The organism is Mycobacterium dioxanotrophicus, from assembly GCF_002157835.1.
Classification (GTDB): Bacteria; Actinomycetota; Actinomycetes; order Mycobacteriales; family Mycobacteriaceae; genus Mycobacterium; species Mycobacterium dioxanotrophicus.
Genome location: NZ_CP020809.1, coordinates 4159004 through 4185482, shown reverse-complemented (window position 1 = coordinate 4185482; position 26479 = coordinate 4159004). Strand labels below are relative to the sequence as shown.

Sequence of the window (26479 nt, the reverse complement as noted above, 5' to 3'; positions counted from 1 at the left end):
CGTGATCAACACCTTTCATCGGGGAAACGTCACCTTGACCGTCGATGATCCGATCGGCGCCGACAACGTCACGTTCACCATCACCCGCACAGCTGAGCTGACCGACGACGACGTGCGGCGCGTCAACGCCGAACTCGCTGATTACCCCGCAGCGCAGGGCGCGCGGCTGGTGCAGTCGCGTAGCGCCGGGGAGTGGGAAGTTCGAAGCGGCGTCACGGTTCTCGCGACCGGCAACGCCAGCCCGACCGCGCAGCTGCAGTGGACGGCACGGCGATGAGCGGCTGGGTTCGCGGCGATACCTGGGGCGGCCGGGCCTGCTACCGCCGCGAAGTCGGCGGCGATCGGATCATGGCCTACGTCGCATTCGATCTGATCGACCCCGAACTTGACGGTGACCGAACCCTGCCCTACTCCTACCACTGGTCGGTGCAGGACGGATCCTGCGGGCGCGTCATCGAACAGGGAAGCATAGACGGCGACGACGGTCTCGAAACCGCACAACTGGCCGCGGACGAAGCGGCGGCTCGTCTGTTCCCCGAACTGGCGGGGGACTGACCAGAATGTCGGAATGTCAGAGCCGTAACCACATTGAGATCAGTCAAGGCGACATCGGGAGTGAGGTTTGGAGCGGAATCCTGGGAACAGTGATCGATGTCGACCAGTCGCCGACTGAGGAGCCGCATCAAGTGTCTGGTGCTGGTATCGGTCGGTTTAACGTCCGCCGCCAACAACGATCCGACTTGTCAAGAGTGGGGATCTGATGATCGATTCGTCCCCTGGCAGCTGCCGTTACGGCATCAAGAAGGTCGGTTCGTTGATCACTGCCGCTGCCGTCATGTCCGCCGCGGTGGCCGCCGGATGTGGCGCGGAACCGGCGCCCGTCGCCGGCGACGTTCCATCGAGGACCAGTCGCACCGCCGCGCCCGGTCCGAGTGCGGCTACCGTCTCGGTCGGCGGAGCAACGCTCGACATCGAGCCCACAGTGGCATGCAGCACCGATGGCGGAAAAGTGCACATCGTCATCGGCACCGGCAAACCCAAGATCACCGCCACCCTCACCGACGCACACGAGCCGATCGTCGAGCAGGTTGACCTGGGCACCGTGGACGGTGTCACGCTGCGGTATGCCTCCGACGTAGCCGGATCTGACGCTGTGGCGAGCCGCAGCAACGATGCTTTCACCGTGCGGGGCAGCGCTGCGGTAGTCGAATCGGATGGGTCGACTACCACGGTCGTCCGGTCTTTTGTCATTACCGTCCTATGTCCCTAGCGCGTTCCCCCGCAGCGGGCCGTAGGACGTGACAGTAGCGTCGCTGCTGGTACGAGTCGGTTTTTGGCGCAATATCCGCACTTTGGTGGTAGTATCTAAAATAGAGATACTGGCCTCGGGGGGGGAAGCGCATGTCGGTCCCATTCGATGGCGCCGTGGCAGACTGCGGCGCAGGCGGAGGATCGCTGTGACGGCGCCGGTCACCACCGGCACGTGTGCCGATTGTCCGCATGAACATGACGAGCACATCGGAGCATCCTCGTCGTGCGTTGCGTTCGTTGTCGAGTTCGGCCGCGAACGCGTCTGCTATTGCACCGGATTCGAACCTGAAGACCCCGCCGAAGCCGACAACATCCTGCGGGACGGTGCACCGTGAAGGCGCGGCTGATCGAAGACCAGCTCTACGAAGTGGTCGACGGCCGCAAGTGGTACACGGCAAGCCGCCGATCGGACGGGTCGTACTTCGTGATGAATCACGTGGGCCGGGCCATCAGCGAGGGCTCCGATATTCATCGCCGCGTGGTCCGCGCCGTGGAGGAACTCCGGGAGTAAGACGTCTCCACGCTGGACCGTGTAACCAGCGCGGTAGAACACGCACCTAGCAAGGCGGCGCGACTTCCAGCCCAGCAGGGTCCTCCCACCATTCGTGAACCCCGCGGTCGCGGTCCATCCAGAACACGGGGATGAGACCGGTGGTGGCGGCAGGCGGGCGTGGAGTTCCCGGTTCCCAGCCGGGGACCGGGTTCAGTCCGCCCATGGATCCACTGTCGGCGAGCACCTCGCCCTCGACACCGGAGCCGCCTCGACGCGTGACGCGGTCCCCGACCCTGAATGGGTGTGCCGCGGGCTCAGACGACATAAGCGTCAGGGTCGCGGGTGAGAAGCTCGGCGATCGTCTTCGCCCAGGTTGGCGACTCGGCCGTGGCGATCAGTACTCGATCCTGAGCAGGACCGCTGAATCCGTACACGTGAACGTCGTCAGCGACGAACTCCTGGTCCATGTCGTGGGTCCCCTTCCGTTGCCGCGGTGAGTGATACGCCCGCTGATCGTGGCATGGGCGCCGGAAGAGCGGGCCGCCAGGCGCGTAGCTCAGATACCTGCGACAGCCCAGGCATCGGCGTGGACGGGCGCGACCTGGTCGGGCCCGGAACCGGTCCGAGGCTGGCCAAGACCGCTTGCACTGCTGCGGCGGCCGCCAGGAAATCAGCGATCGCGCGGCGCAGATGGTCCGGGGAGGTGATCAGCACCGTGCCCGAGACGATCATCGAACGGCGCAGCGGCGCTGCAGCATTGGATGTGGTTGATGTTGACGTGCGCTCGGTAAGGATGCGTTGTGCCGACATACTTCCGCCGATCAGACATGCGCGCGTGGCCGCAGCTGCGGTGCGTCCGCCACGTGAATCGACACCGGAAACCGCACCCCGCATCGCCGGATACGCTTGCGCCACCGCCCATCCCTGACGCAGCCGATCGATCAACCCATCACGCAGCGATCCGTCCGGTAGCAGTCCGAACCCAAGGATCACCATCGCAGCGCCGAGACGATGCTCTGCGGAACCTGGTCGGTGATTGGGAAGGGCAGGGCTGCATCGACGTTGGCGATCACCGTTTGCACCCGGCGGCATCTTCGCGGATGCCGTGACGGGGAGTAGTCGGGGTGGTCCGGCCCGGTGTGGCCGTCAGTAGACCGTCGACGATTCCCGGGATGAGGAACCTGACGAAGGGCCCGCGGTATCCAGCATTGGCGAGTTCAGTGCCGTGTCACTGCGGCTCACTCTCGAAAGCGTTCGACGGTTGACCATCGTATAGTTCGAAACCGGCCCTCCGAAGGCGCGTGTTCAGATCTGCGATGGCCGCCTCAGCTGTCGGGGCCTCGATCAGTTCGACGACGCTCGATAAGACGTTGAACAATGCCATGGGCTGCCGCCTTTCCCAGAGTTGCTGATCGAAGGGCAGCGTGCCACGGTTTCGGACCCGTCCACGGAAGGGCGCGGAGTTGGATATTGCGGGCACGGACTCCGGTGGTCTGCTACGCCTCGGTGAGGCATGCCAAGTAACCGTCCGCGCGACCAGCCGCCTCGCCGGCGAGTTCACCGATGCGCCCAAGCGCCGCGGCGGCGTCACTGCTGCGGTCATATCCCGGGTCGTCCCACAAACCGCTGCGGGAGTTGTACCAGTCGCGAACGTGCGCGGGTTCGGCATCCTCGGCGAGTGCGCATATCAGGAGAAGGGCCTCGGCGCGGTAACCCTGCTTGCCGATTGTGTCTGCAGGCTCGTGCATCCACTGCGGCCACGGCAATCCGGCGATGACCGACGCCACCGCATCCAGTGCCACTTCGGCGGCCTCTGCCCGGTCGCTGAAAGGGGAGCCGATGCCGGAGATGAACCGGTGGAACTCGCCAGCCAGCGATGCGGGTTCGGCGACACTGTCACAGGTGTGCGGCGGCGCGAGGATGCCGGCGCTGGTGAGGTTGGCGCAGGCGTCGTCCAGGAACGTGTCGAACAGCTGGTCCTGAGTGCGGGTCACGGTGATCCTTTGTGAGGTCGGGGCACCGTGAGAATCCGCCTCAGGAGGCGGCTGATCGACGCGCGGCGCGGCAGGACCGAGATCGCCACCTAGAATCGCCTGGACAGCGCGTGTTCAGGCGGTGACCAGGTTGGTGCCATCGTGAATTCGTGTGTGGACCGTGCCGTCGAACGCATCGATCACCCGGATGGCGAACGCTGGCGTCATCGCGGCCTCGACCTGGTCCCTGGTCATCCAGCGGACGTCTTGAGCCTCGTCGGTCGGGTGAACCTCACCGGCGACAGGGCGGCACCGAAAAACCAGCGCAACAATGCCGCGGCTGAGATTCTTGTAGACGCCGGTCAGCTGCTCGACGTCGACCTGCAAACCGGTCTCTTCGCGAACCTCACGCCGTACACCGTCCTCGAACGATTCATCCAGCTCCAGAACGCCACCGGGAGCTTCCCACCGGCCGTTGTCGTCACGTCGAATGACGAGAACTCGATTGTCGCTGTCGACGACGATCCCTGCCACACTGACCGAGTGTTTCGGTGTGTCTGCCACCGTCCGACCTCCATTGACTCGGGTGCTACTTCGTGACACGCGTGAGCGATACCTCTAGGCTAGTCGTCTAGATATGCCATGAAAGGCCGACACGTGCTGCAACTTGACGGGATCGACAAGACGGACGACCGTCCGCCGTATCGTCAGATCGCGGCGGTTTTGCGTGCAGCTATCGAGTCGCACCAGTTTGCGGCCGGCGAGCGGCTTCCCTCCGAAGCGGACCTGATCGAGCATTTCGGTGTAGCGCGCATGACTGTCCGGCAGGCAGTGCAGGAACTGCGCGGCGAGGGGCTTGTTGTCTCCGAACACGGTCGTGGTGTTTTTGTGCAGGCACGTCCACCGATTCGGCGGCTGGCCTCTGATCGGTTCGCGCGCAGGCATCGTGACGAGGGCAAGGCCGCGTTCAGCGTTGAAGCTGAGAAGTCCGGTTATTCTCCCCGCGTCGACAGCATCACTGTTCGGCGACAGAAGCCAGGTTCCGTCGTCGCCGAGAGACTTCGCGTTCCCGTCAGCGATGACGTCGTTGTACGGTCGCGGCGTTACCTGGCGGACGGACAGCCAATCGAGACCGCCGTTTCCTACATCCCGGTGGCTTTTGCTGCCGGCACCGCGATCGAACAAACCGACACGGGTCCCGGCGGCATCTATGCGCGTCTCGAAGAATCCGGGCACGTTCTAGCACGGTTCACTGAGGAGGTTGGAGCACGGATGCCCACCCCCGACGAACGCCGTGTGCTCAACATCGGTCTGGGCGTGCCCGTCTTGACCGTGCTGCGTACCGCCTACGACGTGAACGATGTGGCGGTCGAAGTTTGCGACACCGTGAAAGTTGCACCTTCCTACCTGCTCGAATACGAATTCTCGGCGCGCTAAATCCCCGAAAACCCTTTTGATGGCCCGCTGTGCCTAGAACTTGTCTAGACGTCTATGTATGCTCAACTCGTCTAGAGAAGGGTCCATCGGATCAGCCGACCGGACTCTCATTTGCGCCACCACCAAGGACGCAGTGACGTGAGATAACCGCAGCAGGAAGGGCATTCGGAATATGACCACCATCACCGCCACGGAAACCGACCTGATGCAGCGATTGCGCGTGGCAGGTGATGGGAAACAGTTCGAGGTGCGTGGCGGGTCCACTGATGGGCGAGCGCTGACCGTCGACGAACTGATCGCGGAACTGCTTCCCGGGCCCTTCGTGTTGGGTGCCGCCGTCGAACGGCTTGAAGCCGGGTACCCGGCACTTGTCGGGATCATCGACGCTGAAGGTGCGCGGGAAATCTGGGTGAAGACCCAGTCCCAGGATGTCAGCGCATAGTCAGTGGTTGCTGACTGTCACTTGGAACAGACCGTCTCGGGACAGGCCGATGCCGCGCACCGACCGAACACCCCACGCCGCAAGCAGGTGGCTTTTGACCAGGGACATGGCCGTTCCTTCAGTGATTCCCCGAAGCTCGAGAATAACTTCAGCGTCCCCGTCTGGTCGCGGGTCGACTCTGGCGAGAACCAGCGCGTCCGGCATGCCGACTGCGGCGCACGCGCCGACGGTCGCCCATCGAGCACGGGTGCAGCCTCCGTCGGAATCCAGCAGTGCAGCCGCCGCTGACTCAGGAGTGGGCGTCACGGAAGCCGACTCCTGGCCGGGAGGTTGTTCCGCCTCTGTCGATGGGGCATTGCTGCGTTTTGATCGTCCTACGGCGATACCGGCGATACCGGCAACGAGAAGCAAGGCTCCAGCAACTATCGACCAGGAATCCTTGTCTCCGTCAGCCAGCTTTCTCGGCAGCGATCGATCTTCTTGAGCCTGGTACCAGGCATATTCCGCCTCGCAGGCGGCATTCGTGGCATCCCTGAGTGCTCCGTGAAGGGAAGAGCTATCGTCTCTGCACGTTGGTTTCTGGGGCGATTCCTGGCACCCGGCCACGAATGTCGCAACCAGCACCACAAGAAGAAGAGCGATCGCCTTCGTCGGCACCTTCCGCATCCAGCCCCCTGCCCCCTGCGTCCGTTCGAATCACCCACGAACACAGGGTGATGTCCCACCCCGATGGGTTACACGAATTTACGTGGTGTGGATCGGGTGCCGGTCAGCCTGGTCCGTTTCGTCCTCAAACCGCCGCGCTGCGTCGCCACGGCCTTCGCCCGGTCGCAGTTGGTCAACGCCTGTCTCCTCCCGGATCTCGGGTACGCCGCGGAGCTGCTGGCCGGACGAGGCCGCCACGGTTGGCGTCAACGCCGCAGGATCGGCTTCTGGGGCCTGGGCTGCCCTCGCATTCTTGTGCGACAACGTGCGCAGCGTTGATTGACTTCAGCTGCAGGATTAACGAACACGCTCGACTGCGCGAGGAGTGCCGAGATCTGGAATTGATGCGCGGTCCGGCCGCCGGCCGCCTTGGTGCCGATCACGATGCCCAGACGCGGCAGCCCCTGGTGCCGACAACCCCAGGGGCCGTGCGTGCCCGATCAGTTCGCCGGAGCCACTCCGGTAGCTGCGCCCTTCACCGAGGCCTTCGCTCGCTTCTCGGCGCGTACGGGTTTTCCGTCACGCACGAAGCCGGTGGTGGAGGCGACCGTAGAAACGAGCATGCTCTCACCGCTGATGAACTGATGGAATCCGACACCGCTACCGCCACGTCCTTTCGTCGGAATATCCCAGACAGCAGTGACTTTCCAGCCCTTCTCTGAGATCGACAAGATCGCTTCAGACTCAGCTCCAGTGAGCGGGAACGCGGCGATCACCGCGTCACCTCCATCGGCCGCCAGCTTGACGCCGACCACCCCGTTGCCGGCGGCGCCCTGTGGATTAACGGTTGCGGGATCCAGTCGCAAGACCTTGCCGCGTCGGGTGATCAGTCCGAGGTGCGCACCGGGGGTCAACACTCCGGAGCACAGCAGCCCGGTGATATCTGGGGCGACTGGAACGTCGCGTGTCTTTGTCGGCAGTCCTTTGCCGTCAGTCAGTTTCACTCTGCCGTCAGTCCATACCGCCCAGCCGAGACCACTCGAGAGCAACTCACCGTGACTGTCGGAGAACACGCCCCGATCATCGAGTCGCCAGTTCTTGTTGATCGTGCGCTCACGGGGGCCGTCGTCGGAGCTCCCACCGGAGAGCGGAACAGCATCGAAGTCCAGGTGCGTACGGCGATCGAACTCGGGCGCGTTGAACAGTCTTGTCGTCTCGACCAGCTCCGCGTCGATCACGGTGCGGCGCTCGGTCGGTGACGAGACCAGTCGGGTGAGCGTGGCGTGTTCAGCATCCAGCTTCTTCGATTCAGCCTGCAGTTCCAGCACATCGAGCCGGGTCAGTCGGCGCAGCTGCATCGCCAGTACGTAGTCGGCCTGCTCTGCGTCGATCGTGAACCGCGCTTGCAGCCCAGTGCGTGCGTCGTCGACGGTATCGGAGCCGCGGATGATCGTCACGGCGGCGTCGATGTCCAAGTGCACCGCCATCAGGCCGGCCACCAGGTGTCGCCGCGCCTCGACCTTCTCCAGCCGGTACTCGCTGCGGCGCAACACCACTGAATCACGCAGGGACAAAAACGCCGAGATCAGTTCGCGCACAGTCCACCAGCGCGGAACCCGGTCACCATCAAGCGCAACCACGCTGGCTGCGAACGTGCCTTCCAGCGGAGTCTGGGCCAGCAGCTGGTCACGCACCGTCTCAGGATCGTGCCCGCGCTTTACTGTGACTGCAATGCGTAGTCCGTTGCGGCGGTCGGTCAGGTCGGACATGTCGGCGATGCCCGGGGCTTCCCCCGACTCGACTAGAGCACGGATTCGTTCCTGCACAGTGGAACTGGCAACGCCGGGCGGAAGCTCAGTGATCGTGATCGTCTTACCGTCGATCACCGTCGTGCCGCGTACGGTGAACGCACCTTTTCCGGTGGTGATGTAGTCGCGCAGCCCGTCGGAACCGACCACGGATGCCCCGCAACCCCAGTCGGGGCCAGGCAGCAGTTCCATAAGCGCGTCATCGGGCAGCTGTGGATCAGCCAGTAGTGCCCGGCACGCCGCCATTACCTCGCGGGGGTTGTGTGCGGGAACCTTGGTGGCCCAACCTTCGGCGATGCCGACGGCACCGTTGCAGAGCAGGAACGGGAATTGCGCCGGCAGCACGACCGGCTCAATCCATTCCCCGTCGAACGTATGGGTCATCGGTACCGCGTGGTCTCCGAGTTCAGAGGTCAGCGCGGCACCCGTTGGGGACAGGCGCATTTCTGTGTATCGGTCGGCGGCCGGTATGTCACCTTGAATGCGCGGGAAAGCTCCCTGTCCGTCAATGATTTTGACGCGCTGGAAGTCGGCGGCCAGAAGCGCCGCTGCGCCATACATCGCTGCACCACCGTGCGGGTGCAGGTTGCCGGTAACCGCCGAGCAGACCTTCGACGACTTCTGCGGCTTGTTGCCCGGCAGCAGCTTTGAGGCGTGCATCTGGTACAGCAGACGGCGCTGTCCAGGTTTGAGACCGTCGAATGCTGACGGTATCGCACGATCGCTGACGCTGTAGAGCGCGAAGGTGAGTTGGTATCGGTTCCAGTAGTCCTCGGCGCTCTGCTCGAGCACAAGGTCGCGGTTCTGTTCTGTGGCAGTCACGGTGTGGAGCTCCTAATCCAGGTCCAAGGACGAGGTATCAATGCGCGAAGCGGCGTCGGCCATCCACGTGCGCCGGCCTTCAGGAGCCCCGCCGAACAAGGTGTGGTGCAGTGCGCCGCCGAGGGCGTCGGGGCGTACCTGAATAACGGTCCGCTGACCTGGGTCCAGCACGGTGTTCCAGAAGTCGTCGGCGTTCATCTCGCCGAGGCCTTTGTTGCGTTGCACCTCGACCCTCGACCGGCCTCCTGACCTCAATCGAGCTACGGCGACGTCACGTTCGGCGTCGTCCTGGCAGTAGATGCGCTGCGAGCTGTCGGAGACCACGAACAGCGGCGGAAGGGTGACGTAGACCATGCCGGCTTCGACTAGAGGCCGGTAGAAGTCGAGGAACATCGAGATCAGCGACGAGTTGATGTTGCCCCCATCGGGATCGGCGTCGGAGGCGAAAAGAATCTTGTCGTACCGGCACTTCTCCGGGTCGCAATGGTCACGTACCCCGCAGTCGAGAATCCGCTCGATCGCCTGAAATTCCTCCTTACCGCGAGCTTTTGCGACCGTCCACCCGTAGACGTTCGGTGGTTTGCCCTTGAGCGGGAACGCTGCCTGGAACGTTGCGTCCCGCGCGGCCTTGATGGTGCCCAGAGCCGAGTCACCCTCTGCTATGAACAGTTCCGCTCCAGAACCGCGGCCAGTTTCACGGCAGGGCAGCAGCTTTGGCGGCAGTGACAGATTCGTCCCCAGCCCCTTGGCTTTAGATGCCGCACGGGACCGAGATTTGGCCCCCTCAGCACTGCGGCGAGCGCGTGCGGCTTCGAGAGCGAGTTTCGTCCACACGGTCACGGTGTCGGTGTTCGCCGGGTTGGCCGACCACACCGCGGTGCTGCGCGCCACGTCGGTCGCCATTGCCGTGTTCAGAGACCGTGACGACACTCCGGTTTTGTCTTGGCCGTTCCAGGAGACATCAGGCGCGCGGGTGTCAACGGCCAGTGCGGTAACCGCGGCGAAGTCCTGCGGCTCGGGGCCATCCTCTCCTTTGGCCAGGCCGAGGTCGCGCAGCCGCGCGGCGCGGGACGCCAGGGCCTCGGTCAGTCCTTTTACAGCCGCGTTGAGATGCGATCCGCCATCAGCGGTGTAGACGGTGTTGCAGAAGGAGGACACCGTTGCGGGCTCGGCCGGTCCGGCCGTCAGCGACCAGCGAAACGGCGTAGGCCCACGACCGGTCACATACTCCCCGCGGCCTTCGACAGAGGACCGAAGCGTGGGTATGGGGGTCTGCGCGCAGGCACACATGAAGTCCAGCACTGCGCCCGTACCCCAAGGCCCGGAGAATGACCCCAACAAAGCTGCGGGCAAGGGGCCGCCTGGCCAGCCTTCGTCGATCACGGTCAGGCGCACGTTTTGGGTCATGCGCACCGCCGCGTGGGCACGCAGCAGAACCTCGGTGATGTCGAGTGCGGTGTCGGGGGCCACCGACGGGTCGAGCAGCATGCGTACAGAGGTGCCGTGCACGGCGGGCTCGCCGTTGGACAGTCCACGCAGCTTCTGAGTGTCATCGCGGGTGAAGTCGGCGTCGGGATTGAAGCCGTCACCCGCGAAGCGGCCAGGATACCCACCACCAAAGCTCTGCTTGTACGTTTTCCCGGCGCGGTACACGGTGACGTCAGTGCGTCGGGAGATGAACACCGCGGCGGCAGCACCGATCCCGTTGAGGCCGGCACCGGTGGACTCGGCGTCGGCATGCGCGGTGAACTTCCCACCTGACCGCGCCGTGCCCAGTGTTTTGACGATGCCGTTCTTGCCGGCCGGGTCGGAGTCAACAGGTAAGCCCCGGCCGTCATCGGTGACGGTGAACGATCCGTCGGATCTCAAGATGATCGACACCGTGGACCCGTGAGCACCTGCCTCTTCCACGGCGTTGTCGACGATCTCGCGAGCGGCGGTCTGGTAGACCCTCGCACCGAGGTTGACCTGTGGCCGCATCCGGGTGTGCTGGATGTCGTCGAGCTCGATGACATCCGCGGCGGTGTAGCTCACTGACTAGATCCTTCCGTCGGCGGCGGGGGCTGGTGCCGCGCACCTTCTTGGTCCGGGGGAGGCGCATCTGGGATCGCAGTCGCGGATCGGTCGGACCTGGATGCGTTTCTGGGACACCTTGCCTGCGCGAGGTGTGTTGGCCCAGGGAGCGAGCACGACACGCCGGGGAAGCGAGAACGGCCGGACCGCGCCGCGGAATCGCTCGCTGTTATCAATTCCAACGCGGGTCAGGAAGCGGCGAGCAAAGTTCAATCCAAGCCCGACTGCTGTGCTTCTCGTGCTGCGCGAAGGATCCTCTGAACCTTGCTCGGTGACGTACCGAGTTCAGCTGCAATCTCCCGACTCGGCTTCTTTTCCGCGTTGTGATCCAGGACGGCGCAGATCATGTCGGGGGCAGCGGCGACACGCTTCGAGTCGACGAGCTGGTGAGCCAAAGCGGCGTGTTTGGACCGCGACAGCTGCGACCGTCGGGGCGCGGGGTACGTCGAGCTTTTTGGCTGTGGGCGGTTCGTTTGGTCGCTGCCCGAAGTGGCGGCCGGTTCAGACGTGGACAGTGGCGAAGCGGATGTGGGTGCTTCAAGACCACGTGGTGGCAGCGTTGCGGGTGTCTGGTTCTGATGCGCCCCGTCACGTGTGATGGCGGGCGTTGCGTCGCGATGCGTCGCGTCAACAGGTGCTTCACGAGCGTCGTTTCGCTGCATCACCGCGGGCCGGGCTTGCGTCACCGGCCCGCTCCGGTTGAAGCGATGCACCGCGGTGGTGATGCAGCCACGCAGACGAGAGGTGAGGTGGCGTGCTGCGTCAGGTGCGTCATTGGTTGCGTCAGTGTGTGCGTCAGATGCGGCACTTTGGTGTGCCATCGCGGCGATCTCGATACGTGTCAGCACGACTAGTCCGAGAGTGCAGACCGCGATGATTCCATCGATCATCACGGGGAAGAGAGCCGCCTCGTTCGCCGTGTATCCGTACTCGATGGCTAGCGATCGCAGTGCGTCGAACGAGAGCCTGAATGCCGTGGCGGACAGGGCAATGATCGCGACAAGGAAGCACCAGTAGGTCGGACCACGTGCGGCGATATGCGACCACAAGCCAAGCAGGTGAGTGAGACTCAACAGTGCGAACGGTGCCAGCGCGGCTGCGACAATCGGTCCGACAGCGGCAGCACCGGAGTGCGTGATCACAGTCCGAGCAACGTTTCCAGACAGGCTAGCGGTGGTGGCGAATGCCAGCAGCGCCCACAACAGGCGACGTACGCGTGTGTGTATTTCGTAGGGGGTCACCGCATTCCCTTTCTGGCCCGTGCGCTGGGTGCGGCGGCCGCGAACAGGAAACCAGAAGTTGCAACACGATTCGGGTGCAGGACGCGCATCGGACAAGGGGCGATTTTTGGGGTACTGCGAGCTGTGACACCCATAAGCGACAGTGCTACAGGCCTTTCGCATCGTCGGCCGGCTGATGCGAGCCTCCTATAGGCCGCACGATGTCGTAACGCGCATGCGTGAGGAGTATTTGTTCGAAGACGGCTCCGCGCTACAGGCCGCGCTACAGCGCACACTACGGACTTCGCTACAGAGGTCGATACAGCGATACCTACACAGGTAGATACAAATGCCGATACGACACCAGATACGGCTTCCCTCAAAGTCTTTGGCGGCGGCTGACTGCCCCTACCCATCCGCTGCGAACCAACCGCCGACGTGCTCGCGCACGGCGGGATCAGCGGAGCGGAGGCGCACCCGTTGCGGCTCGAATTCCGCGCCGACTGATGGGCGCATGTAGGTCGCCGGCTCGCGGGACGTCCTTGACTAGCCGGGGTTGTATCTGCACCTGCGGCAGCGGTTGGCGCGGACCGATGGCGAGCTGTCACGTCCCTCAATGATCACGTTGCTAAATGCTCGCAGTCTCCGTTGAAGTCGCCAGCTGCCGTCGCGCCCTGGGTGGCCGGCGGGGGGAGTATCCGCACATCCGACCTACCGGTTTTCGCGACAGCATGCGACACCCCGGCCGGTTTCCACATCCATCGATCGGTGGCGCAGCTGGGCGCTGGCGCCTTTCTCCGCAGCTGTTTGGTAGCCACGAAACTCCGGGGCGCCAGAAGAACTGCTTTGCGTCACGCTGACGCATCGGTGCCCGCGGTGATTGCGTCACCAATGCAGAAGCGGTGCGTCATGAACCGTGTGACGCGGTACAGCTTCGCGGAACGTTTTCCGTGTGCGCGTGATGCAGTACTGCATCACGCAGCTGCGTCACGAGTCCGTCTGCAATGCGCTCAGCCGCGTCAAGTCACTGCGTCAGGTGACGCGGCGGCCGGTCGTATCGGTGCAGCACTCGTGACGCAGCTGCCGTCACGAGTGCCGTTAATCGGACGCTTCACTCGCCGACTCATCAGATTGCCAATGCCACGACCAAGCCGCGTTGGCGGTCGTGTGCGACTGCTTGTCACACCTGTCCTCTAATCTCTATTTTAGAGATAACCAGACGGGGAGAAGAACATGACCACCGCCACGACGCCCACCAATGCAGTCGAGACCGTGACCTTGATCCAGGTCAACGCGGCCGGCAACAACAACAAGTTCTACGAGCTGTCGAGGATGCCTGACGGATCGACACTGGCACGGTGGGGCCGCATCGGCGCTGGCAATGCCCAGGCCCGCACCTACCCCGGACACGGCAGTTTCCGGGCCAAGCTCGATGAGAAGCTGCGCAAGGGCTACACCGTGTTCGACGGAGCCTCCACCCGGGCGTGCAAACCTCACGCAGCAAACGGCGCGTTGCGTCGCCACGTCGCTGCCGGTCTGTTCCCCGGTGCCGTGCCATCGGCGTCAGCCGAGCTGCTGGACCAGCTGGTCCGCTACAACAGGCACGCTATCGACAGCGCCACCGGTGGCCGAATCACGGTCAGCGACAGCGGATCGGTGACTACCGCACTGGGACCCGTGTCGCTTGACCAAATCACCGCGGCGCGGTCAGCACTCGCCCAGTTGCGTTCCGGATACGACCGCTGGGCAGTGGAGAGGTACCTGACGTTGATCCCGCAGAAAATCGCCAACGTTCGCGAGACGGACTGGGTGACGTCCACATGGTGCCGACAGCAGGACGACCTACTTGACGCGTTGGAATCGGCGGTCGTCATGTCAACCGCGGCTGCCGACGACGACGAGGCTGAGAATGTGGCAATCCCGTTCCGTCACACGATGACCGAACTGGGAACGGGGGATGAGGATTTCGCACGCATTGCAGCGAAGTTCGATCATTCTCGCAACTCCATGCACGCCGCGAATCGGCTCAAACTGCGCCGTGTGTGGGCTCTCGTCGACGGCGATGGCGCAGCCTGGGACGCCCGTAAGGACTCGCTCAAACACACGCGTGAGTTGTGGCACGGAACCACCACGGGGAATGTGCTCTCGATCTTGCGTACCGGCTTGATCTGCCCACCGGCGACGGCAGGTGCCTACAACACGACCGGCCGCATGTTTGGCGACGGTGTCTACTTCTCCGACCAGTCAACGAAAAGCCTCAACTACGCGATCGGCAGTGCCCCTGGGCAGCGGGGTCGTGGTGGACAGGGCAATCCTCTGATGTTCCTCGCCGACGTGGTGATGGGCCGGGAATGCCGCTCCACTGCGGGCTCATACGGGTCTGATTTGGTACGCAGATCCCGCACCGGCACCGACGATAAAGGCCGCAAGTTCGACTCGCTCTACATCCGCGGCGGCCACTGCGGTGTGCTCAACAACGAGATGATCGTTTGGCGCACCGATCAGATCAAGCTCACCCATCTGTGCGAGTTCCAATGAGCACGCCATGGTAGGCGTATCAGTCCGGAGGAAATACGCCCCGTGTTGCCCTTCGCGACCGGCTGAGAGCGTGGCGGACAAAAGACGCGATCATGTGCCATCGAGTCCACATCCGGTGCAGATCAGGACCCGACCGCCCAGGATCCACTCCGCATCGCGGAGCCCCGCCGTGCACTCTTCGGGGGAACTGGGCCAATCTCGACCCGGAATCCGAGCCACGAGCCGGCCGGGGGAGACGAAACCTCCCGGGGTCTGGTGGTACTCGGGTTGACGCGGGTCCCAGTGCCCGCCGATTTCGGACAGATCGGGAACCTCGCTGCGGTCGTACGTCCGGCTCATCGGTACTCCTCAGTGCTCGGCATGTAGACAGTCCCGGGAGCGCGGTCGCTGTAGTGATCCTTGTCCTGGACGGCGACCACGGTCACACCCGCCGCGGCCACTGCTGCGCCCGGGGAAGCCAGCGCCGCCAGATCGGACCTGGTTAGTCGCACGATCCCGATGGAAGCCGCGGCTGCCTTGTCCCTGACGGTGCAGTCGGAGTCCTCGATGGAGCAGACGGCGATCCGGCGACAGTCCGTGACCAGGGTCCGGCAGGACAGCGGGTCGTCGAGCTTATCGGCGAGGGCAGTCACGTTGCGCTGCGTCAATTCGACGGTTTGGGTCGCTTCAATCCACTTCACGGCCGGGATGTTTCCCGCCGATGACGACCGTCACAGTCCGGGGCGCGATCTTGCGCTGTGACGCGATCGATCTGTGTCCTCGCAGGTGTGCGCGTGGGGCCCACATGACCGATTCTCCCGGTGTCGCACATGGCGAGGGCTGGGGCACGGGGACGAATACGTTGCGGAAAACCGGCCTCAGACCATCTCGACGCCGTGTTCTGCGGCCAACGCTCTGCCAGCCTCGGTGAACCTGATCCACGTGTCGCCCGGATCATGGTTGAACGTGGTGACCAGCCCGGCCTGCTTGAGTTGCGTGAGGTTGCCGTTGTCCTCCCGTGAACCGCCGACATTGCCGCCTACGAGCGGGGTCCCGCCCCAGTTGTCGGCGTCGCGGGCGTAATCGAGAAACAGTTCCAGCGAGCGCGCGGTGATATCGGCCATGGGCGGCATCGTCGTAGAGATGCGTCCGGCATCGGTTGTGGGGCGCGGTGCGAAGTGAGCGGCGAGATTCCCGGCGTGATCGTCGGCCCGCGTGGCGTCACGGCCATGTACGGCAACGACAGCGGCACAATCTGCGAGTTGCTCGACGGTGTTCGGATACGGCTGTACCCGAACGCTGTCATCCCGGTTGCGCTGGCACATAGCTCGGCGGCACTACCGCTGGGCGTCGGGCAGTCGGGTGCTACGGGCCTTGGCGCGGAAGGGCGTCGGGTTGCCAGAGAACACCCAGGTCCGTAGCCGGCCGGCGTACCGGTAACGGGTCACTGCCCCGCCCGCGGCATCAGCATCTCGGCGGCCTCCTCCGGCGTCACAGCCCTGGTCCTGCGCAGCAGCCTGTGCCATTCGCGTTCTCCAGCCAGGTACTCCTCCACCTCGGGTGGCAACTGCGGCCCAGTGAGATCCTCCGCGTATTCGTCCACAACCAGTTGGACGCACCCCGGCCGCGATCGGTTCCACCGAGTTTTGGACCCGCCCGCGCGAAATCAGCGTCGGAGCCATCCCCAGCGAAGTTGGCACCACCCCGGGCCGCCAAGTCACACCGACTCAATTGGCGGACGCGGTGCGAGACGGGCGTATATGCGCAACGCAGTTCCCTGACGCGCCGACGACGCGACAGTCGATCAGGGTCTGGGTGTTGACGGGCACGGTGGTCTCCGTGGGTTGGGGGAAGTTCAGTGGACGCTGTCGGGGCCGCGCCCGAGGATCTTCACGAGCGCATCGGAGGCCGTGTCCGCGACTGTGGGGTCCGCAGCGATGAAGTGCAGCGGAGGGTGCCCGTCGCGTTCGACCGACGCGGAGTGCGGGTGCGCCTCAGGTTCCGGCTCTTCTTCGACCTGCGTCCAGTTGTCGGAGCCGATGAAGTAGTTCGCCGCGTCCACGGCGTGAACGTCGCGGAGTTCGGCCCAGTAGCAGGTGTACGGATCGTGCTCGGTGTCCGAGACGACGGTGACGGTGGCGTGCATCGATTGCTCCTGGTCTACCGGTTGATGGCCCAGTCGCGGACCCACTCGGCAGCCACCTCATCGGTCGCCGACTCCGCGAAGTCGTCCGAGCCGGGCAGGATCCGGCACGGCCGCGGCGTGCACGGCGATCCGTAGGCGGGCCCGCCTTCGCAGACAATCTCTGCGGTGCGACGGCCGCCGCCTAGGCTGGCGTGGCTCTCGCACAGGTCGAACACGGTCTTCTTACGCATCATCAGTTCTCCTCAGTCCTATTGGGGGAAGGTGTGTACTCGAGCCCGTCGTGCGCCCATCTCCAGCCGAAAGGACCTGTCTCCGGCACAGGGGAGAGTTCGGAAGCGCACGACGGGCGCTCGGATTCGTCGACGGGGCCGGCGGGCTACAGGTTGTCGAACCGGTCAGCGGTCTGAGCGTCGAAGTCGACGCTGTATCCACCCGGGCGGATATGCGCGGTGATGCGCGGACCGTGTTGTTCTGCGCGACCGCCCGACATGGGTGGGGAGATGAACGACACGGCCAGGTCGTAGGCCTTGCCTTTCTCGCGCACCTTGTCGCCTACCTTCAAGTTCCACACGTTCACTGCCATGTGCATTCCTTCATCCGGGGACGGTGCGGATGTTGGTGGGGTTTCGGGGAATCGAACGTGCGCGGCGCGACTGTCACCACGAGCGGATCTGCTCCGGGTCGCTCGACCCCCGATAGCTGCAGTCACGTTCCGTCGATGGATCAACCGCGCCGCCGCCGACGCCAGAAGTTCATCCGGACCAACGAACGAACCCGTACCTCGGTACGGGTCGGGTGGTGCCGATGCTCTCCGGGATCCGGGACACGAACCCTGGAAGCTCGTCGCCGGGTTCGCTGTGTCCGGTGGCGCGCTCCTGGTGAGCCTCGACAGACTGGGCGTTTCAGCCACTCAAGCTGCGCAAATCGTAGTTGCCGAACATTGTCACGTCCCCCAGCAATCGTGAGGTAGCCTCACGACCAGGTGTTCGCCGGTTGGGGGATTGGCATGGCAAACAAACTGAATGTGAACTCTGACGGCCTGCGCATCGCAGCCGCCGACAGCGATGTCGCTACCGCTGCACTGGCCGGCGAAGGCGGGACGTCCAGCAACGTCGGCATCGCCGCGATGGACGCGGCGCTGTCCTCGCTACGCCGACGCCAGGCCCACCGGATCAGCGGCCAGGCCGGCGACCTGTCCACCGGTGGTGCCCGCTACGACACCACCGACGGAGACAGCGGCGACGCCATCACCACGGTGAGCGTGTGAGCGCTGCCCCCGCCGGCCGATTCACCATACGTTCGGAGATCGAGGACCTCACCACGGTCGACTTCTCCGACGCCGCAGCACGGTGGCGCACCGCCGCCGACCAGTCCGACGAAGTGTTCGACCGGCACCGCCAGAACATCGCCTCCCCGGGCGGAACCACCTGGGAGGGTGATGCCAAGGACGCGGCGTTGGATCGTGCGACCGCTGACGGTGTGGTGGCCGGCAACCAGAACGGAGTCGTGCGCGAAGCCGCCGGCATCGCCGAGGACGCCGTCACCGACATCAACGCCGCGCAGCGCGAGGTGGTGGCCGCGATCACCACAGCCGAGGACGACGGGTTCACGGTCAGCGAACACCTCAAGGTGACCGACGCCCGCCGCTACGACATCAACACGATCGTCGAGCGGAACAGGGCCGCCACCGAGCACGCCGAAGACATCCGCTGGTACGCCGAGCGGCTCGGCCAGACCGTCATGTTCGCGGAGGGACGGCTGCAGAAGAAGGCCGGTGAGCTGGAGGGCATCCGGTTCGAGGGCGAAGGTGAGGGACGTGACGGCGAGCCCACCGTGCGACTCGTCGACAACAAGGTGGTCCAGGACAAGCCGGACGAGGACCGCAAAGACGAGGCGGGTGACAAACCTGCGGAGCAGGCGACCGGTCAGATTGGTCCGTTCGCGGTACCGAAGTCAGTGGAGGACGCGGCGAAGAAGTCGGGGCTGAAACCCGGCGAGAAGCCTCCCGCCACCACCGGGGACGTCGGCGGCGACCTGGGAGACTTGTTGGGTGCCAACGATCCTCCGGCCGCCGGGGCAGAACCGAAGCCCACCGCGGCGCCGGCGATAAGCCCGCAGGCAGTCGAACAGTTCAAGACGCAGGCCCGGAACCTCTTACGGCAGCAGGGCGTACCGCCCGACCAGATCGAGTCGCAGGTCAATGCCATGGTGGCCGATGCGCAGCGGGTGAACGCCGCGCTCGCGGACTCAGCTGCTCACACCCCGGCCAAGCCGGACACCACGCCGGGTCCCGCGCCCGCCGACACTCGCAGCCTCGGCGAGAAGCTCGGGGACAAATTCAACAACTTCGTCAACGAAGCTCATGACCAGTTCTACAACCGGCTCGACTCCACGGTGGAGACGCTGCAGAACCTTACCGGCACCGGAGGGGAGGGCCACCCCGGCGTCGCCGAGTCATGGCAACAGCTCGGGGAATCGGCCGTCGAAAACCATATGAAGGATCCGCTGCACCTGCGCGATCCGATGGGGCCGCTGGGACCGTGGGGTGCGGTCAACGGGGTCGTGGACGACATACCGGAGATGATCGACAACCCGGGTAAGTACGCCGGCGACAAGATGTTCGACGCCACCGCTATGGCCGCCACGGCACCTCTGGGTGCGGAGGGGTTGCTGGGCAAGTCGGTGTTGCCCGAGCTGGGTGCGTTGGAACGTGGTGCGCTGCCCGAGGCAGGCGTGCTGGAACGTGGCGTGGTGCCGGTTGTTCCGCACACTCCGGATCTGCCTCCCGTTCACCACACTCCGGATCTGCCTCCCGTTCACCACAATCCGGACCCACCGGCAGAGCATCGCGCGCCTTCCGATGTAACCGAGCCACCTCCTCGACCGCTACCGCCGCATGGGGAACCCGGTAGCTACGGATACGACGTCAACGGTGATCGCCTGCCGTACGCGAACGGCGGCAGACCGCCGTTCGGGCCTGGCCAAGTCGAGGACACCTGGCACATCTCGCGCGACGAACAACTCGATCAGATCAGCGGCGGCCGGCTGGATCTTCCGGCTCCGGGACAGAACCAGCAGTGGGTTCTCCTTCATCCCAATGGTCCCATTGGCGACGGCTGGACAGTCGAGAACGGTCATCGGCTCATCGAGTGGCAGCCCGGCGACCCTCGAAAAGGGCTGTGGGACATGGGGCACCCCCCTGGCGAGGAGTACCGTCTTACCAGGGATGCCTATCTGAGGGGCGAACTAAGTTACGAGGAGTTCTGGAACATCAATCGCGATCCGAACAATTTCCGAGTGCAAGATCCCTACCGGAACAGATCCCACATTGACGAGGGACCGTGAGCGAGAAGAGTGGACGTAGCGGACAATGAGCCTCCTTTACGCTGCGCAGAGGGCGACCTACGACGAGTTCCTCGAGGAGTACTCCCCTGACGACGCAAAACGTCTCTGGTCGGGCGGGAGGCCCCTGCTGTTCAAGTCGGTGGCCAACAGAGATGTGGAGGCGCGGGTGGCGATCACCATGCGACTTCTCGATGACGGAGCGGATCCATCGGTGGCGTCGGAGGGCATCAACGTCCTTCACGTGTTGTTCGATCAGCGAACACATGACACCTCATTCGAGGCCCCTATGCTCCGTCGCCTCATCGATGGCGGAGCCGACATCAACCTCTTCTCGAAGCGGTTCGGTCCGCCGTTGGCCGTGCTGATCCAGCACGGGCCGTCACCTGAAACGGCCTGCGTGCCGTTCTACGACGTGATCTTCGACCAGCCGAATCTTGATCTGTCGAGCCGGTACTTGCGCGACTTGATCTTCAACTCGGCGTGGAACCTGCCGCTGTTGCGCGAAAGGGTGTCAGCGTACGAGTCCACTCGAAACGAGGCGTAGAGCACCGTGAGGGGCGAGTACATCGAGTTCATCCCGAAGGCCGGGGCCTGCCTTGCTACCACGAATGTGATGGAACGGCGGGGCAGGGTGCGCTGGATGTGGCGGAGGCCGTCGCAGACCGGTGTCGACAACGGCTGGCGAATCATGAGCGAAATCGACACGTCGGAGTATCTGAATGAGCGCGAAAGTTGGCAGATCGTGGACTATAACGACGTCTGCTACATCGAACCCGCGCTTGTAGGCATTTGGGACTTCGAGGTGGGTTCCGACCTCGAAGTCGTGCGTGACGAGTCGGGCATTCGTATTTTCGACATTCCGACCGGGCGACAGATTCCGACCGAGAACCTCTACGTGCCACCGCAGTTCCGTGCACGGCCTGGAGAATGCTGATCCGCCGTGGCCCGTGCGAGTGCCGGGTGGGCGACGCGGTGTGCGCGGCCGTGGGGTGACGGTGGCTGACGAAGATTTCGAACTGTTCCTCACGAAGCTTCCGTTCTCGATCCCCGGTCCCGCGTGCACTGACGAGCACGTTACGGCCTACACCGGACTCGTCCCGGACTGCCTGATCTCCTACTGGCAGGAGTTCGGGTTCTCCGGATTCGGGAACGGGACAGCCTGGCTGGTCGATCCGATCGAGTGGAAGGTGACCACCGAGGAGGTCCTCCTCGATAGAGTTCAGCACCCGCGGCTGGGCGCGGACGCGCAGTACATCCCGTTCGTCCGAAGCGCTTTCGGGAAGGTCTGGTTCTGGACGCCCGGGTACGGGATCTCGCTCATCGTTGATCCGGTACGTGGAGTCCTGTTCGTCAAACCGCCGGCGAGAATGCTCACCCCTACTGGCTTCGAGCGGGCGATGCTGTCGTTCTTCGGTGCGTCGAGCATGGAGCGGTTCGAGTTCTTCGACAAGAACGAGGAGCCCATGTTCGAACGGACCCACCAGCACCTCGGAGACTTGCGGTTCGACGAGGTGTACAGGTTCGCGCCGGGTCTACTGGTCGGCGGCGCTGCGATTGTGGAGGCCACCCACCCGTTCCAGATTCATGTCCACATGGCGCTGCTGAGATCGGTCATAGGCGACGACTGGTACGTGGTTGCGTAACGGCCACCGCTCGAAGATGAAGGGACAGCGACGTGGTGACTGGTTCAATCGCGTGACCGAGGAACCGCCGTACCTGGTGCAGCTGGGCGACGCGCAGACCGCCGTCGTGCGCGCGTTGTTCGAGGCCCTTCCACGCGGAGGCTGGGAGAACTGCACCATCGAGTACCGCAAGGCCAACACGGTCGCCGAGTCCCAGGTAACCCTCACCAACAGCGCCGGGACGTCGGAGATAGTGAAGTCGCCGATCAACATGATCATGGCGTTCAAGAACCTGCGGGAGTTGATGGCCACTCAGGGCCGAGGGGCTTGGCTGTCGGCCACCTTGACGGCGACGCCGGACGGCAAGTGCGCATTCGACTACAACTACGACGCCCGGCCCGACTGGACGGTGCAGCCCGCAGACGAGACGTACATCGCAGACTTGGAGAAGTATCCTCGCCCCGCCGACCAGATTCCCGACTGGTATCCACGGAGTTCCTGACCATGGCCTACACGGCGGGGACGGCTGCTCTTCTTGGCGGTCGTCGCGGCGCTGATCGGCTGCGTGATCCGGGCGGTGGTGGTGATGCGCAAGCCGCGCCCGCCGCTCGAAGAGTACGACGAAGACGACCATCGATAGCCAATGACCGGCTAGGTCACGTCGGTGGCATCGGTGAGCTCAACAGAGGGGCAGTTCCCCCGATAGGAGGCGATGTACCGTGATCGACCCGATACTGGGAGAGATCGTTTTCAGCAGTTCCGTCGGGTGGGCGGGTGTCTACTCGTACCCATTTCTCGGCAAGGACGTGACGGTGCCGATGGAACTCGGTGGCGACGAGGGTGAGCCCGTCGATCCGATTCAGCGCGAAGCGGTGCGGCTGTACACCGAGCATAAGATCGACCTGTCAAACCAGGCCGATGACGCTATTTTCGCCTATTACAACGAGCGTCTACCGGAACTGCGCGCGCAGTTCGGTGACAGCGCCGATACGCTCATGCCGGTTCTCGCGGACAAATCGAGCCTGGCCCAGTTAGTCACTCCTACAGCGTTCTTCGTCCGCGAGCCTGTGGTGTCAGACGATAGAGTCATTGGCTTGCTGTCGAATTGCACATGGGATCCTAGCCATGGACTTGCTGTGAAGCTCGTCAACGAGAAGATCGTTGAGGTTGGTCCGCAGGACATCGTGCTGTAGGTGCCGTATGACTGCCGAACCGTCGTGCCTCGTCCAGCAGGGCGAGGCACCGGCCGAGGGGCGCGCGTTGTTCGACTCCCTCACGGACCGGAGGGGGTCGGACCGTGACCGACACCGTGCTTGGAGCGATCGCATACAGCGAGCCCGGAGGCTGGGAGGGCACCTACACGATCCTGTTTGTTGGACGGGAGGTGACCGTACGCATGGCCCTTGGGGGCTGGGATGAAGCCGATCGGGTAGAGCCTGTCCAGCGTGACGCTGTAGAGCAGTTCTCTGCGCGCAGGGCCGAGCTCTGCGCGCAGGCCGACGATGCCCTGTACGCCGAGTACCTCCGGCGCCAGCCGGAGCTGCGGGAGCAGTTCGGTGACGATGCGGACCGACTCATGCCGATCATCGACGGCATGGAAGGCCTGTCAGATCTGGTGACACCGGACTTCTTCCAGGTTCCGCTCCCGCGCCGCGGCTCGACTGACCGCGTGGTTGCGCTCACGTACAACTGCTCGTGGGACGTCGAGCTTGGGCTGGCGGTCAAGTTCGTCAACGAGGCCGTCGCCGAGGTCGGGCCGCAGAACATCGTGCTGTAATCCGGTGCGGCGCCACGCTCCCGAGCTTCGCGTCGAGGAACCCGAACTCGCGGCCGTTCATCAGCTCAAGGGAAGGATGCGTCGATCCAGGCGACGGTGGTCACATCCCCGGTCGCCGCGAGAGGATGTGGACATGAGCGATGAGAGCAGCACGTACACCGAAGCCGAGAACCGCTGGAACGTCGTGTCACTGGACACCGGATACACCCGCTCCGACTTCCCCCTGTGGTGGCGATGGGAGGCCGACTGCGACCCGATCTCCGACGAACACACACCAGACGAGACCTCGGCCTACGACCTGTTCCAGGAGTGGGACAGGTACCTGCAGAGGCGTGGTGCGAGCCCCTACGGCCTCGTCACGATCAGCTGGTTCGTTGAGGGATCCGGGTTTCTCACGGGTGCGCCGGCCTTCGGTGACCACGGCGCCGAAAACACCAGCCGGTACGACGCGAGATTCGATCCGCCGACGTCGACGGCCGACGGCGGACCGATCAACTGGAACCGCCTCCCGGTCGCCGACAAGCGGTGGCGGCCCGACCGGGGCGACAAGGGTGGTTTCGTGCAGGAGGCGACAGGGTGGAAGCCATCCGTGCTGCAACCGACTGTTCCGCTCGGCTTCCTCCGGCACTGCGCCGACGTTCGCAACTGGGCGTAGACCGATCCACGTGTACCCGCGCTACCCGCCACACCGCCGTGCCATGATTCGGGCATGGCACGAGTTCCGGGTCGTGCCCGCGGGAGGAGATGAGGTAGTCAGATGCCCGATCAACACGTGTTCGAGAACGCGATCGACGATGACGGAACCCGCCGTCACAGCGCTGCTCACCTGAACGATGCTGGCGCGCTGGTGATCACGACGCATGACCTCGGACCGGGAGTGCAGGAGTTCTTCGGAACGTCCGAGTACGAGGCGACTGAGACGTTCACCGCCGACCAGACGGCACAACTTCGGGAAGCGCTCGGTGACGATCTCATCGCGGCGATCGCGCAGCGGTTCCCGGACTCGCCGCTGGACTTCGCGAAGCACGCCGAGGCCGTGGGTATCGGCCGAGGCAGGATCTGGAACCGCATCGGCGACTGAAGATTCGGCGGTCACCTGTGCCGGCTGCCCATGCTGCGACGGGCAGATCTGGGATGGCGCCGCTGGGAATCGTGGGACTGATCGTCCGCAGTACGAGCGCGTCCCCCACACCACAGGCCCGCGCCAGGTGTGGGCGACGCGCCTGGTGCGTGGTGTCTAAGTTGCGCAGGTTTGTCGGCCGTCACTGCCACGATGGGCACATGGGAAGCCTTGACGGCACCGAACTTTCATGTCCCCGCGGCGGCCTGACCACCACCCCGACCCCTATCGCCAGAGGAACCACATGCGTAGCCTCATCGACCAGATCACCGATGCTCTGAACTCGCCCGACCGGCAAGCCTGGGAACGCGGCATCGAGCTGCTTTTCAGTCTTTCTGACGACCCCAGCCCCCGCTACGCCAAGGACGCGGTCACCCTGTGCTGCGACGCGTTGCGCGACCCAACAGCTTTCCCCGATGCCGCCCCAGCATTCTATGAGCCAATGCAGTTGCTGCTCCCACGTTTCCTTCGCAAGGTCGACTATGTTGGCGCGGATCTGCGACGGGCGGTTCTAAGCAGCGCGGATTTCGAGGGTTGCTATCTCGCCGGCGCAGACCTGGCCGGCGCCAGGATCGTGGGATCAATCTTCGCCGGCGCCACCCTTATCGGAGCCCGACTAATCGCCGCTCACGTCACCGAGAGCGCAGCCTTGGCCCGCGCAGACCTCAGCGGAGCGGACCTCATCGGGCTCAACGCCGACGGCGCCAACCTGTCGGGCGCAACCCTTAGCGCAGCCAACGCCACCAAGGCGAATCTGCTCGGGGCCGTCCTCCGTAAGATCACGGCGCGCGGGACAGTGTTCGTCAATGCGGACCTATCAAGGACCAACATGGTCAACGCCGACCTAGTTGGAGCCAATCTCGCGTTCGCCAATCTCGAGCGCGCAGAAATCGTCGCCGCCCCGGACAATGTCACCGATCTTCGATTCGCGAATCTGACCGGCGCGGTCCTCCGCGGTGCAGTGCTGGCGGATGTGGATCTGCGGGGTGCCAACCTGACGGACGTCGTCCTCGACGATGTCCAGCTATCCAGAATTCGCCTGGATGGCGCGATCTTCAGCCACCCCGTGCTGTCCAGCGTCGCGGATCGCGTGTAATACCGCCCGGGCGGTCCGCTCGACAGCAGCCTGTTCGGCAGGAGCCTCGGTACGCGTCACGCTGGGCGTGCCGGCGCGGGTACGTTCCGCCACAGTCCGGTCAACCGACTGCGTGCGTGATCAGCTGAACGAGTCCGTAGACAGCGAAGAATGCGGGGGTGATCAGCATGAGGCCGAGGGCGAGGTTGACCGACCACGGCTGGCGTTCCTTGAGCCCCTGACGGCGGGCAACCATCCGGATCAGATCACGGCCCTCGCGCGAGTTGAAGCGATAGTCGACGACCGGCTCGATCCGCCCGCGGTCCGAGAGCGCCCAGATCTTCTCCCGGGTGAACGCGAAGATCCTGCCGCCCTGCATCTCCCACGAGAATGCGAACCGGGGGACTCCGGCCGACCATTTCATCCGCACCTGGCGATCGGTGATCGTGTAGTACGACGCATGCTCGCGCACCCGCCAGCGAAAACTCGACTGCAGACCGGCGCGGTCAAACAGCTCCCACCAATGCGCATTGACGATGTCGAGTTCGACGTCGAATCCCCGTTTGGTGGGCGTCACCTTGTATGGGGTGCCTTCGGCGGCAGCGGCGACAGAACTACTGAACGTGCTCACCGCGAGCCTGCCGCGGGAGCGC

Annotated in this window: 37 protein-coding genes; 20 read left to right on the top strand and 17 right to left on the bottom strand. The window is 64.3% G+C overall.

Annotated features, from left to right (window positions below; translation table 11 throughout):
- Position 1: 1 nt before the first annotated feature.
- From BTO20_RS20300 to BTO20_RS20280, 5 genes are all read left to right on the top strand, one after another.
- Positions 2–277 (top strand): hypothetical protein, encoded by a 276-nt coding sequence (locus tag BTO20_RS20300; protein ID WP_087078010.1) that lies wholly within the window; start codon positions 2–4, stop codon positions 275–277.
- Entirely contained in the window at positions 274–555 is a 282-nt protein-coding gene (locus BTO20_RS20295; RefSeq protein WP_157680276.1) for a hypothetical protein, read from the top strand. The genes BTO20_RS20300 and BTO20_RS20295 overlap by 4 nt, the downstream gene beginning before the upstream one ends.
- A gap of 205 nt (positions 556–760) precedes the next feature.
- The gene (locus BTO20_RS20290; protein WP_087078008.1) at positions 761–1270 is read left to right on the top strand and encodes a lipoprotein LpqH; all 510 of its coding nucleotides are present in this window, start codon (positions 761–763) and stop codon (positions 1268–1270) included.
- A 187-nt stretch (positions 1271–1457) separates the two neighbouring features.
- Entirely contained in the window at positions 1458–1646 is a 189-nt protein-coding gene (locus BTO20_RS20285) for a hypothetical protein (RefSeq protein WP_087078007.1), read from the top strand.
- A complete protein-coding gene (locus BTO20_RS20280) occupies positions 1643–1822 on the top strand; it encodes a hypothetical protein (protein ID WP_087078006.1) in 180 nt (59 codons plus the stop codon). The genes BTO20_RS20285 and BTO20_RS20280 overlap by 4 nt, the downstream gene beginning before the upstream one ends.
- Positions 1823–1868: 46 nt before the next feature.
- Here BTO20_RS20280 and BTO20_RS39445 read toward each other — a convergent pair whose 3' ends face one another.
- From BTO20_RS39445 to BTO20_RS20265, 5 genes are all read right to left on the bottom strand, one after another.
- Complete coding sequence (locus BTO20_RS39445) at positions 1869–2129, bottom strand: hypothetical protein (protein ID WP_157680275.1); 261 nt, start codon at positions 2127–2129, stop codon at positions 1869–1871.
- The gene (locus tag BTO20_RS39440) at positions 2119–2271 is read right to left on the bottom strand and encodes a hypothetical protein (RefSeq protein ID WP_157680274.1); all 153 of its coding nucleotides are present in this window, start codon (positions 2269–2271) and stop codon (positions 2119–2121) included. Before BTO20_RS39440 ends, BTO20_RS39445 begins: the two co-directional genes overlap by 11 nt.
- Positions 2249–2800: an ElyC/SanA/YdcF family protein gene (locus BTO20_RS41365; protein WP_157680273.1), complete on the bottom strand. Its 552-nt coding sequence runs from the start codon at positions 2798–2800 to the stop codon at positions 2249–2251. The genes BTO20_RS39440 and BTO20_RS41365 overlap by 23 nt, the downstream gene beginning before the upstream one ends.
- Before the next feature lie 500 nt (positions 2801–3300).
- Positions 3301–3798, bottom strand: a complete 498-nt coding sequence (locus tag BTO20_RS20270; RefSeq protein WP_087078004.1) for a hypothetical protein — start codon at positions 3796–3798, stop codon at positions 3301–3303.
- A 114-nt stretch (positions 3799–3912) separates the two neighbouring features.
- Positions 3913–4341 (bottom strand): NUDIX hydrolase, encoded by a 429-nt coding sequence (locus BTO20_RS20265; protein ID WP_087078003.1) that lies wholly within the window; start codon positions 4339–4341, stop codon positions 3913–3915.
- A 78-nt stretch (positions 4342–4419) separates the two neighbouring features.
- Here BTO20_RS20265 and BTO20_RS20260 point away from each other — a divergent pair, with 78 nt between their 5' ends.
- Together BTO20_RS20260 and BTO20_RS20255 are read left to right on the top strand one after the other, a co-directional pair.
- Positions 4420–5214, top strand: coding sequence for a GntR family transcriptional regulator (locus BTO20_RS20260; RefSeq protein WP_198343998.1), 795 nt, complete (start codon positions 4420–4422; stop codon positions 5212–5214).
- Positions 5215–5386: 172 nt separating this feature from the next.
- Positions 5387–5656: a hypothetical protein gene (locus BTO20_RS20255; RefSeq protein WP_087078002.1), complete on the top strand. Its 270-nt coding sequence runs from the start codon at positions 5387–5389 to the stop codon at positions 5654–5656.
- Here the strand turns inward: BTO20_RS20255 and BTO20_RS39435 are convergent, their stop codons facing one another.
- The 4 genes from BTO20_RS39435 to BTO20_RS20235 all read right to left on the bottom strand — a co-directional run bounded on the left by BTO20_RS39435 (position 5657) and on the right by BTO20_RS20235 (position 12245).
- Positions 5657–6322, bottom strand: coding sequence for a hypothetical protein (locus tag BTO20_RS39435; RefSeq protein WP_157680272.1), 666 nt, complete (start codon positions 6320–6322; stop codon positions 5657–5659). It abuts the gene before it with no gap.
- 479 nt (positions 6323–6801) lie between these two features.
- Positions 6802–8931, bottom strand: a complete 2130-nt coding sequence (locus BTO20_RS20245; RefSeq protein WP_087078000.1) for a DNA gyrase subunit A — start codon at positions 8929–8931, stop codon at positions 6802–6804.
- A 12-nt stretch (positions 8932–8943) separates the two neighbouring features.
- Positions 8944–10965, bottom strand: a complete 2022-nt coding sequence (locus BTO20_RS20240; protein WP_087077999.1) for a toprim domain-containing protein — start codon at positions 10963–10965, stop codon at positions 8944–8946.
- Between the two features lie 248 nt (positions 10966–11213).
- Positions 11214–12245, bottom strand: coding sequence for a DUF2637 domain-containing protein (locus tag BTO20_RS20235; protein ID WP_232490785.1), 1032 nt, complete (start codon positions 12243–12245; stop codon positions 11214–11216).
- A gap of 1212 nt (positions 12246–13457) precedes the next feature.
- Between BTO20_RS20235 and BTO20_RS20230 the strand changes: the two genes are divergently transcribed.
- Entirely contained in the window at positions 13458–14762 is a 1305-nt protein-coding gene (locus tag BTO20_RS20230; protein WP_087077997.1) for a WGR domain-containing protein, read from the top strand.
- 90 nt (positions 14763–14852) lie between these two features.
- Here BTO20_RS20230 and BTO20_RS20225 read toward each other — a convergent pair whose 3' ends face one another.
- The 3 genes from BTO20_RS20225 to BTO20_RS39430 all read right to left on the bottom strand — a co-directional run bounded on the left by BTO20_RS20225 (position 14853) and on the right by BTO20_RS39430 (position 15865).
- On the bottom strand, positions 14853–15101 hold the full coding sequence (locus tag BTO20_RS20225; protein WP_087077996.1) for a hypothetical protein: 249 nt from the start codon (positions 15099–15101) through the stop codon (positions 14853–14855).
- On the bottom strand, positions 15098–15442 hold the full coding sequence (locus tag BTO20_RS20220) for a hypothetical protein (RefSeq protein WP_087077995.1): 345 nt from the start codon (positions 15440–15442) through the stop codon (positions 15098–15100). The genes BTO20_RS20225 and BTO20_RS20220 overlap by 4 nt, the downstream gene beginning before the upstream one ends.
- 177 nt (positions 15443–15619) lie before the next feature.
- Complete coding sequence (locus BTO20_RS39430; protein WP_157680271.1) at positions 15620–15865, bottom strand: hypothetical protein; 246 nt, start codon at positions 15863–15865, stop codon at positions 15620–15622.
- Between the two features lie 54 nt (positions 15866–15919).
- Here BTO20_RS39430 and BTO20_RS39425 point away from each other — a divergent pair, with 54 nt between their 5' ends.
- The gene (locus BTO20_RS39425) at positions 15920–16162 is read left to right on the top strand and encodes a hypothetical protein (RefSeq protein ID WP_157680270.1); all 243 of its coding nucleotides are present in this window, start codon (positions 15920–15922) and stop codon (positions 16160–16162) included.
- A gap of 23 nt (positions 16163–16185) precedes the next feature.
- Here the strand turns inward: BTO20_RS39425 and BTO20_RS39420 are convergent, their stop codons facing one another.
- The 4 genes from BTO20_RS39420 to BTO20_RS20200 form a co-directional block, all read right to left on the bottom strand.
- A complete protein-coding gene (locus tag BTO20_RS39420) occupies positions 16186–16344 on the bottom strand; it encodes a hypothetical protein (RefSeq protein WP_157680269.1) in 159 nt (52 codons plus the stop codon).
- A 252-nt stretch (positions 16345–16596) separates the two neighbouring features.
- Positions 16597–16887, bottom strand: coding sequence for a hypothetical protein (locus BTO20_RS20210; RefSeq protein WP_087077993.1), 291 nt, complete (start codon positions 16885–16887; stop codon positions 16597–16599).
- A gap of 14 nt (positions 16888–16901) precedes the next feature.
- A complete protein-coding gene (locus BTO20_RS20205) occupies positions 16902–17120 on the bottom strand; it encodes a hypothetical protein (RefSeq protein WP_157680268.1) in 219 nt (72 codons plus the stop codon).
- A 143-nt stretch (positions 17121–17263) separates the two neighbouring features.
- On the bottom strand, positions 17264–17470 hold the full coding sequence (locus BTO20_RS20200) for a hypothetical protein (RefSeq protein WP_087082405.1): 207 nt from the start codon (positions 17468–17470) through the stop codon (positions 17264–17266).
- Between the two features lie 423 nt (positions 17471–17893).
- Here BTO20_RS20200 and BTO20_RS20195 point away from each other — a divergent pair, with 423 nt between their 5' ends.
- The 11 genes from BTO20_RS20195 to BTO20_RS20145 all read left to right on the top strand — a co-directional run bounded on the left by BTO20_RS20195 (position 17894) and on the right by BTO20_RS20145 (position 25847).
- The gene (locus BTO20_RS20195; protein WP_087077991.1) at positions 17894–18154 is read left to right on the top strand and encodes a hypothetical protein; all 261 of its coding nucleotides are present in this window, start codon (positions 17894–17896) and stop codon (positions 18152–18154) included.
- On the top strand, positions 18151–20232 hold the full coding sequence (locus BTO20_RS20190) for a GH-E family nuclease (protein WP_087077990.1): 2082 nt from the start codon (positions 18151–18153) through the stop codon (positions 20230–20232). The genes BTO20_RS20195 and BTO20_RS20190 overlap by 4 nt, the downstream gene beginning before the upstream one ends.
- A gap of 25 nt (positions 20233–20257) precedes the next feature.
- Positions 20258–20776, top strand: coding sequence for a hypothetical protein (locus BTO20_RS20185; RefSeq protein ID WP_087077989.1), 519 nt, complete (start codon positions 20258–20260; stop codon positions 20774–20776).
- Positions 20777–20782: 6 nt separating this feature from the next.
- Positions 20783–21166, top strand: coding sequence for an immunity protein Imm33 domain-containing protein (locus BTO20_RS20180; protein ID WP_232490784.1), 384 nt, complete (start codon positions 20783–20785; stop codon positions 21164–21166).
- 55 nt (positions 21167–21221) lie between these two features.
- On the top strand, positions 21222–21875 hold the full coding sequence (locus tag BTO20_RS20175; protein ID WP_232490783.1) for a GAD-like domain-containing protein: 654 nt from the start codon (positions 21222–21224) through the stop codon (positions 21873–21875).
- A gap of 52 nt (positions 21876–21927) precedes the next feature.
- The gene (locus BTO20_RS20170; protein WP_087082399.1) at positions 21928–22356 is read left to right on the top strand and encodes an immunity protein YezG family protein; all 429 of its coding nucleotides are present in this window, start codon (positions 21928–21930) and stop codon (positions 22354–22356) included.
- Between the two features lie 217 nt (positions 22357–22573).
- The gene (locus BTO20_RS20165; protein WP_087077988.1) at positions 22574–23047 is read left to right on the top strand and encodes a DUF6985 domain-containing protein; all 474 of its coding nucleotides are present in this window, start codon (positions 22574–22576) and stop codon (positions 23045–23047) included.
- 104 nt (positions 23048–23151) lie between these two features.
- A complete protein-coding gene (locus tag BTO20_RS20160) occupies positions 23152–23631 on the top strand; it encodes a DUF6985 domain-containing protein (RefSeq protein WP_087077987.1) in 480 nt (159 codons plus the stop codon).
- Between the two features lie 133 nt (positions 23632–23764).
- The gene (locus BTO20_RS20155) at positions 23765–24286 is read left to right on the top strand and encodes a hypothetical protein (protein WP_157680267.1); all 522 of its coding nucleotides are present in this window, start codon (positions 23765–23767) and stop codon (positions 24284–24286) included.
- A gap of 102 nt (positions 24287–24388) precedes the next feature.
- Positions 24389–24712 carry a hypothetical protein gene (locus tag BTO20_RS20150; protein ID WP_087077985.1) on the top strand — a complete coding sequence of 108 codons (324 nt, stop codon included), beginning with the start codon at positions 24389–24391 and terminating at the stop codon, positions 24710–24712.
- A gap of 283 nt (positions 24713–24995) precedes the next feature.
- The gene (locus BTO20_RS20145) at positions 24996–25847 is read left to right on the top strand and encodes a pentapeptide repeat-containing protein (RefSeq protein ID WP_198343996.1); all 852 of its coding nucleotides are present in this window, start codon (positions 24996–24998) and stop codon (positions 25845–25847) included.
- 100 nt (positions 25848–25947) lie between these two features.
- On the opposite strand, the gene BTO20_RS20140 is transcribed toward BTO20_RS20145, so the two are convergent.
- Positions 25948–26457, bottom strand: coding sequence for a hypothetical protein (locus BTO20_RS20140; RefSeq protein ID WP_087077983.1), 510 nt, complete (start codon positions 26455–26457; stop codon positions 25948–25950).
- Positions 26458–26479 lie beyond the last annotated feature (22 nt).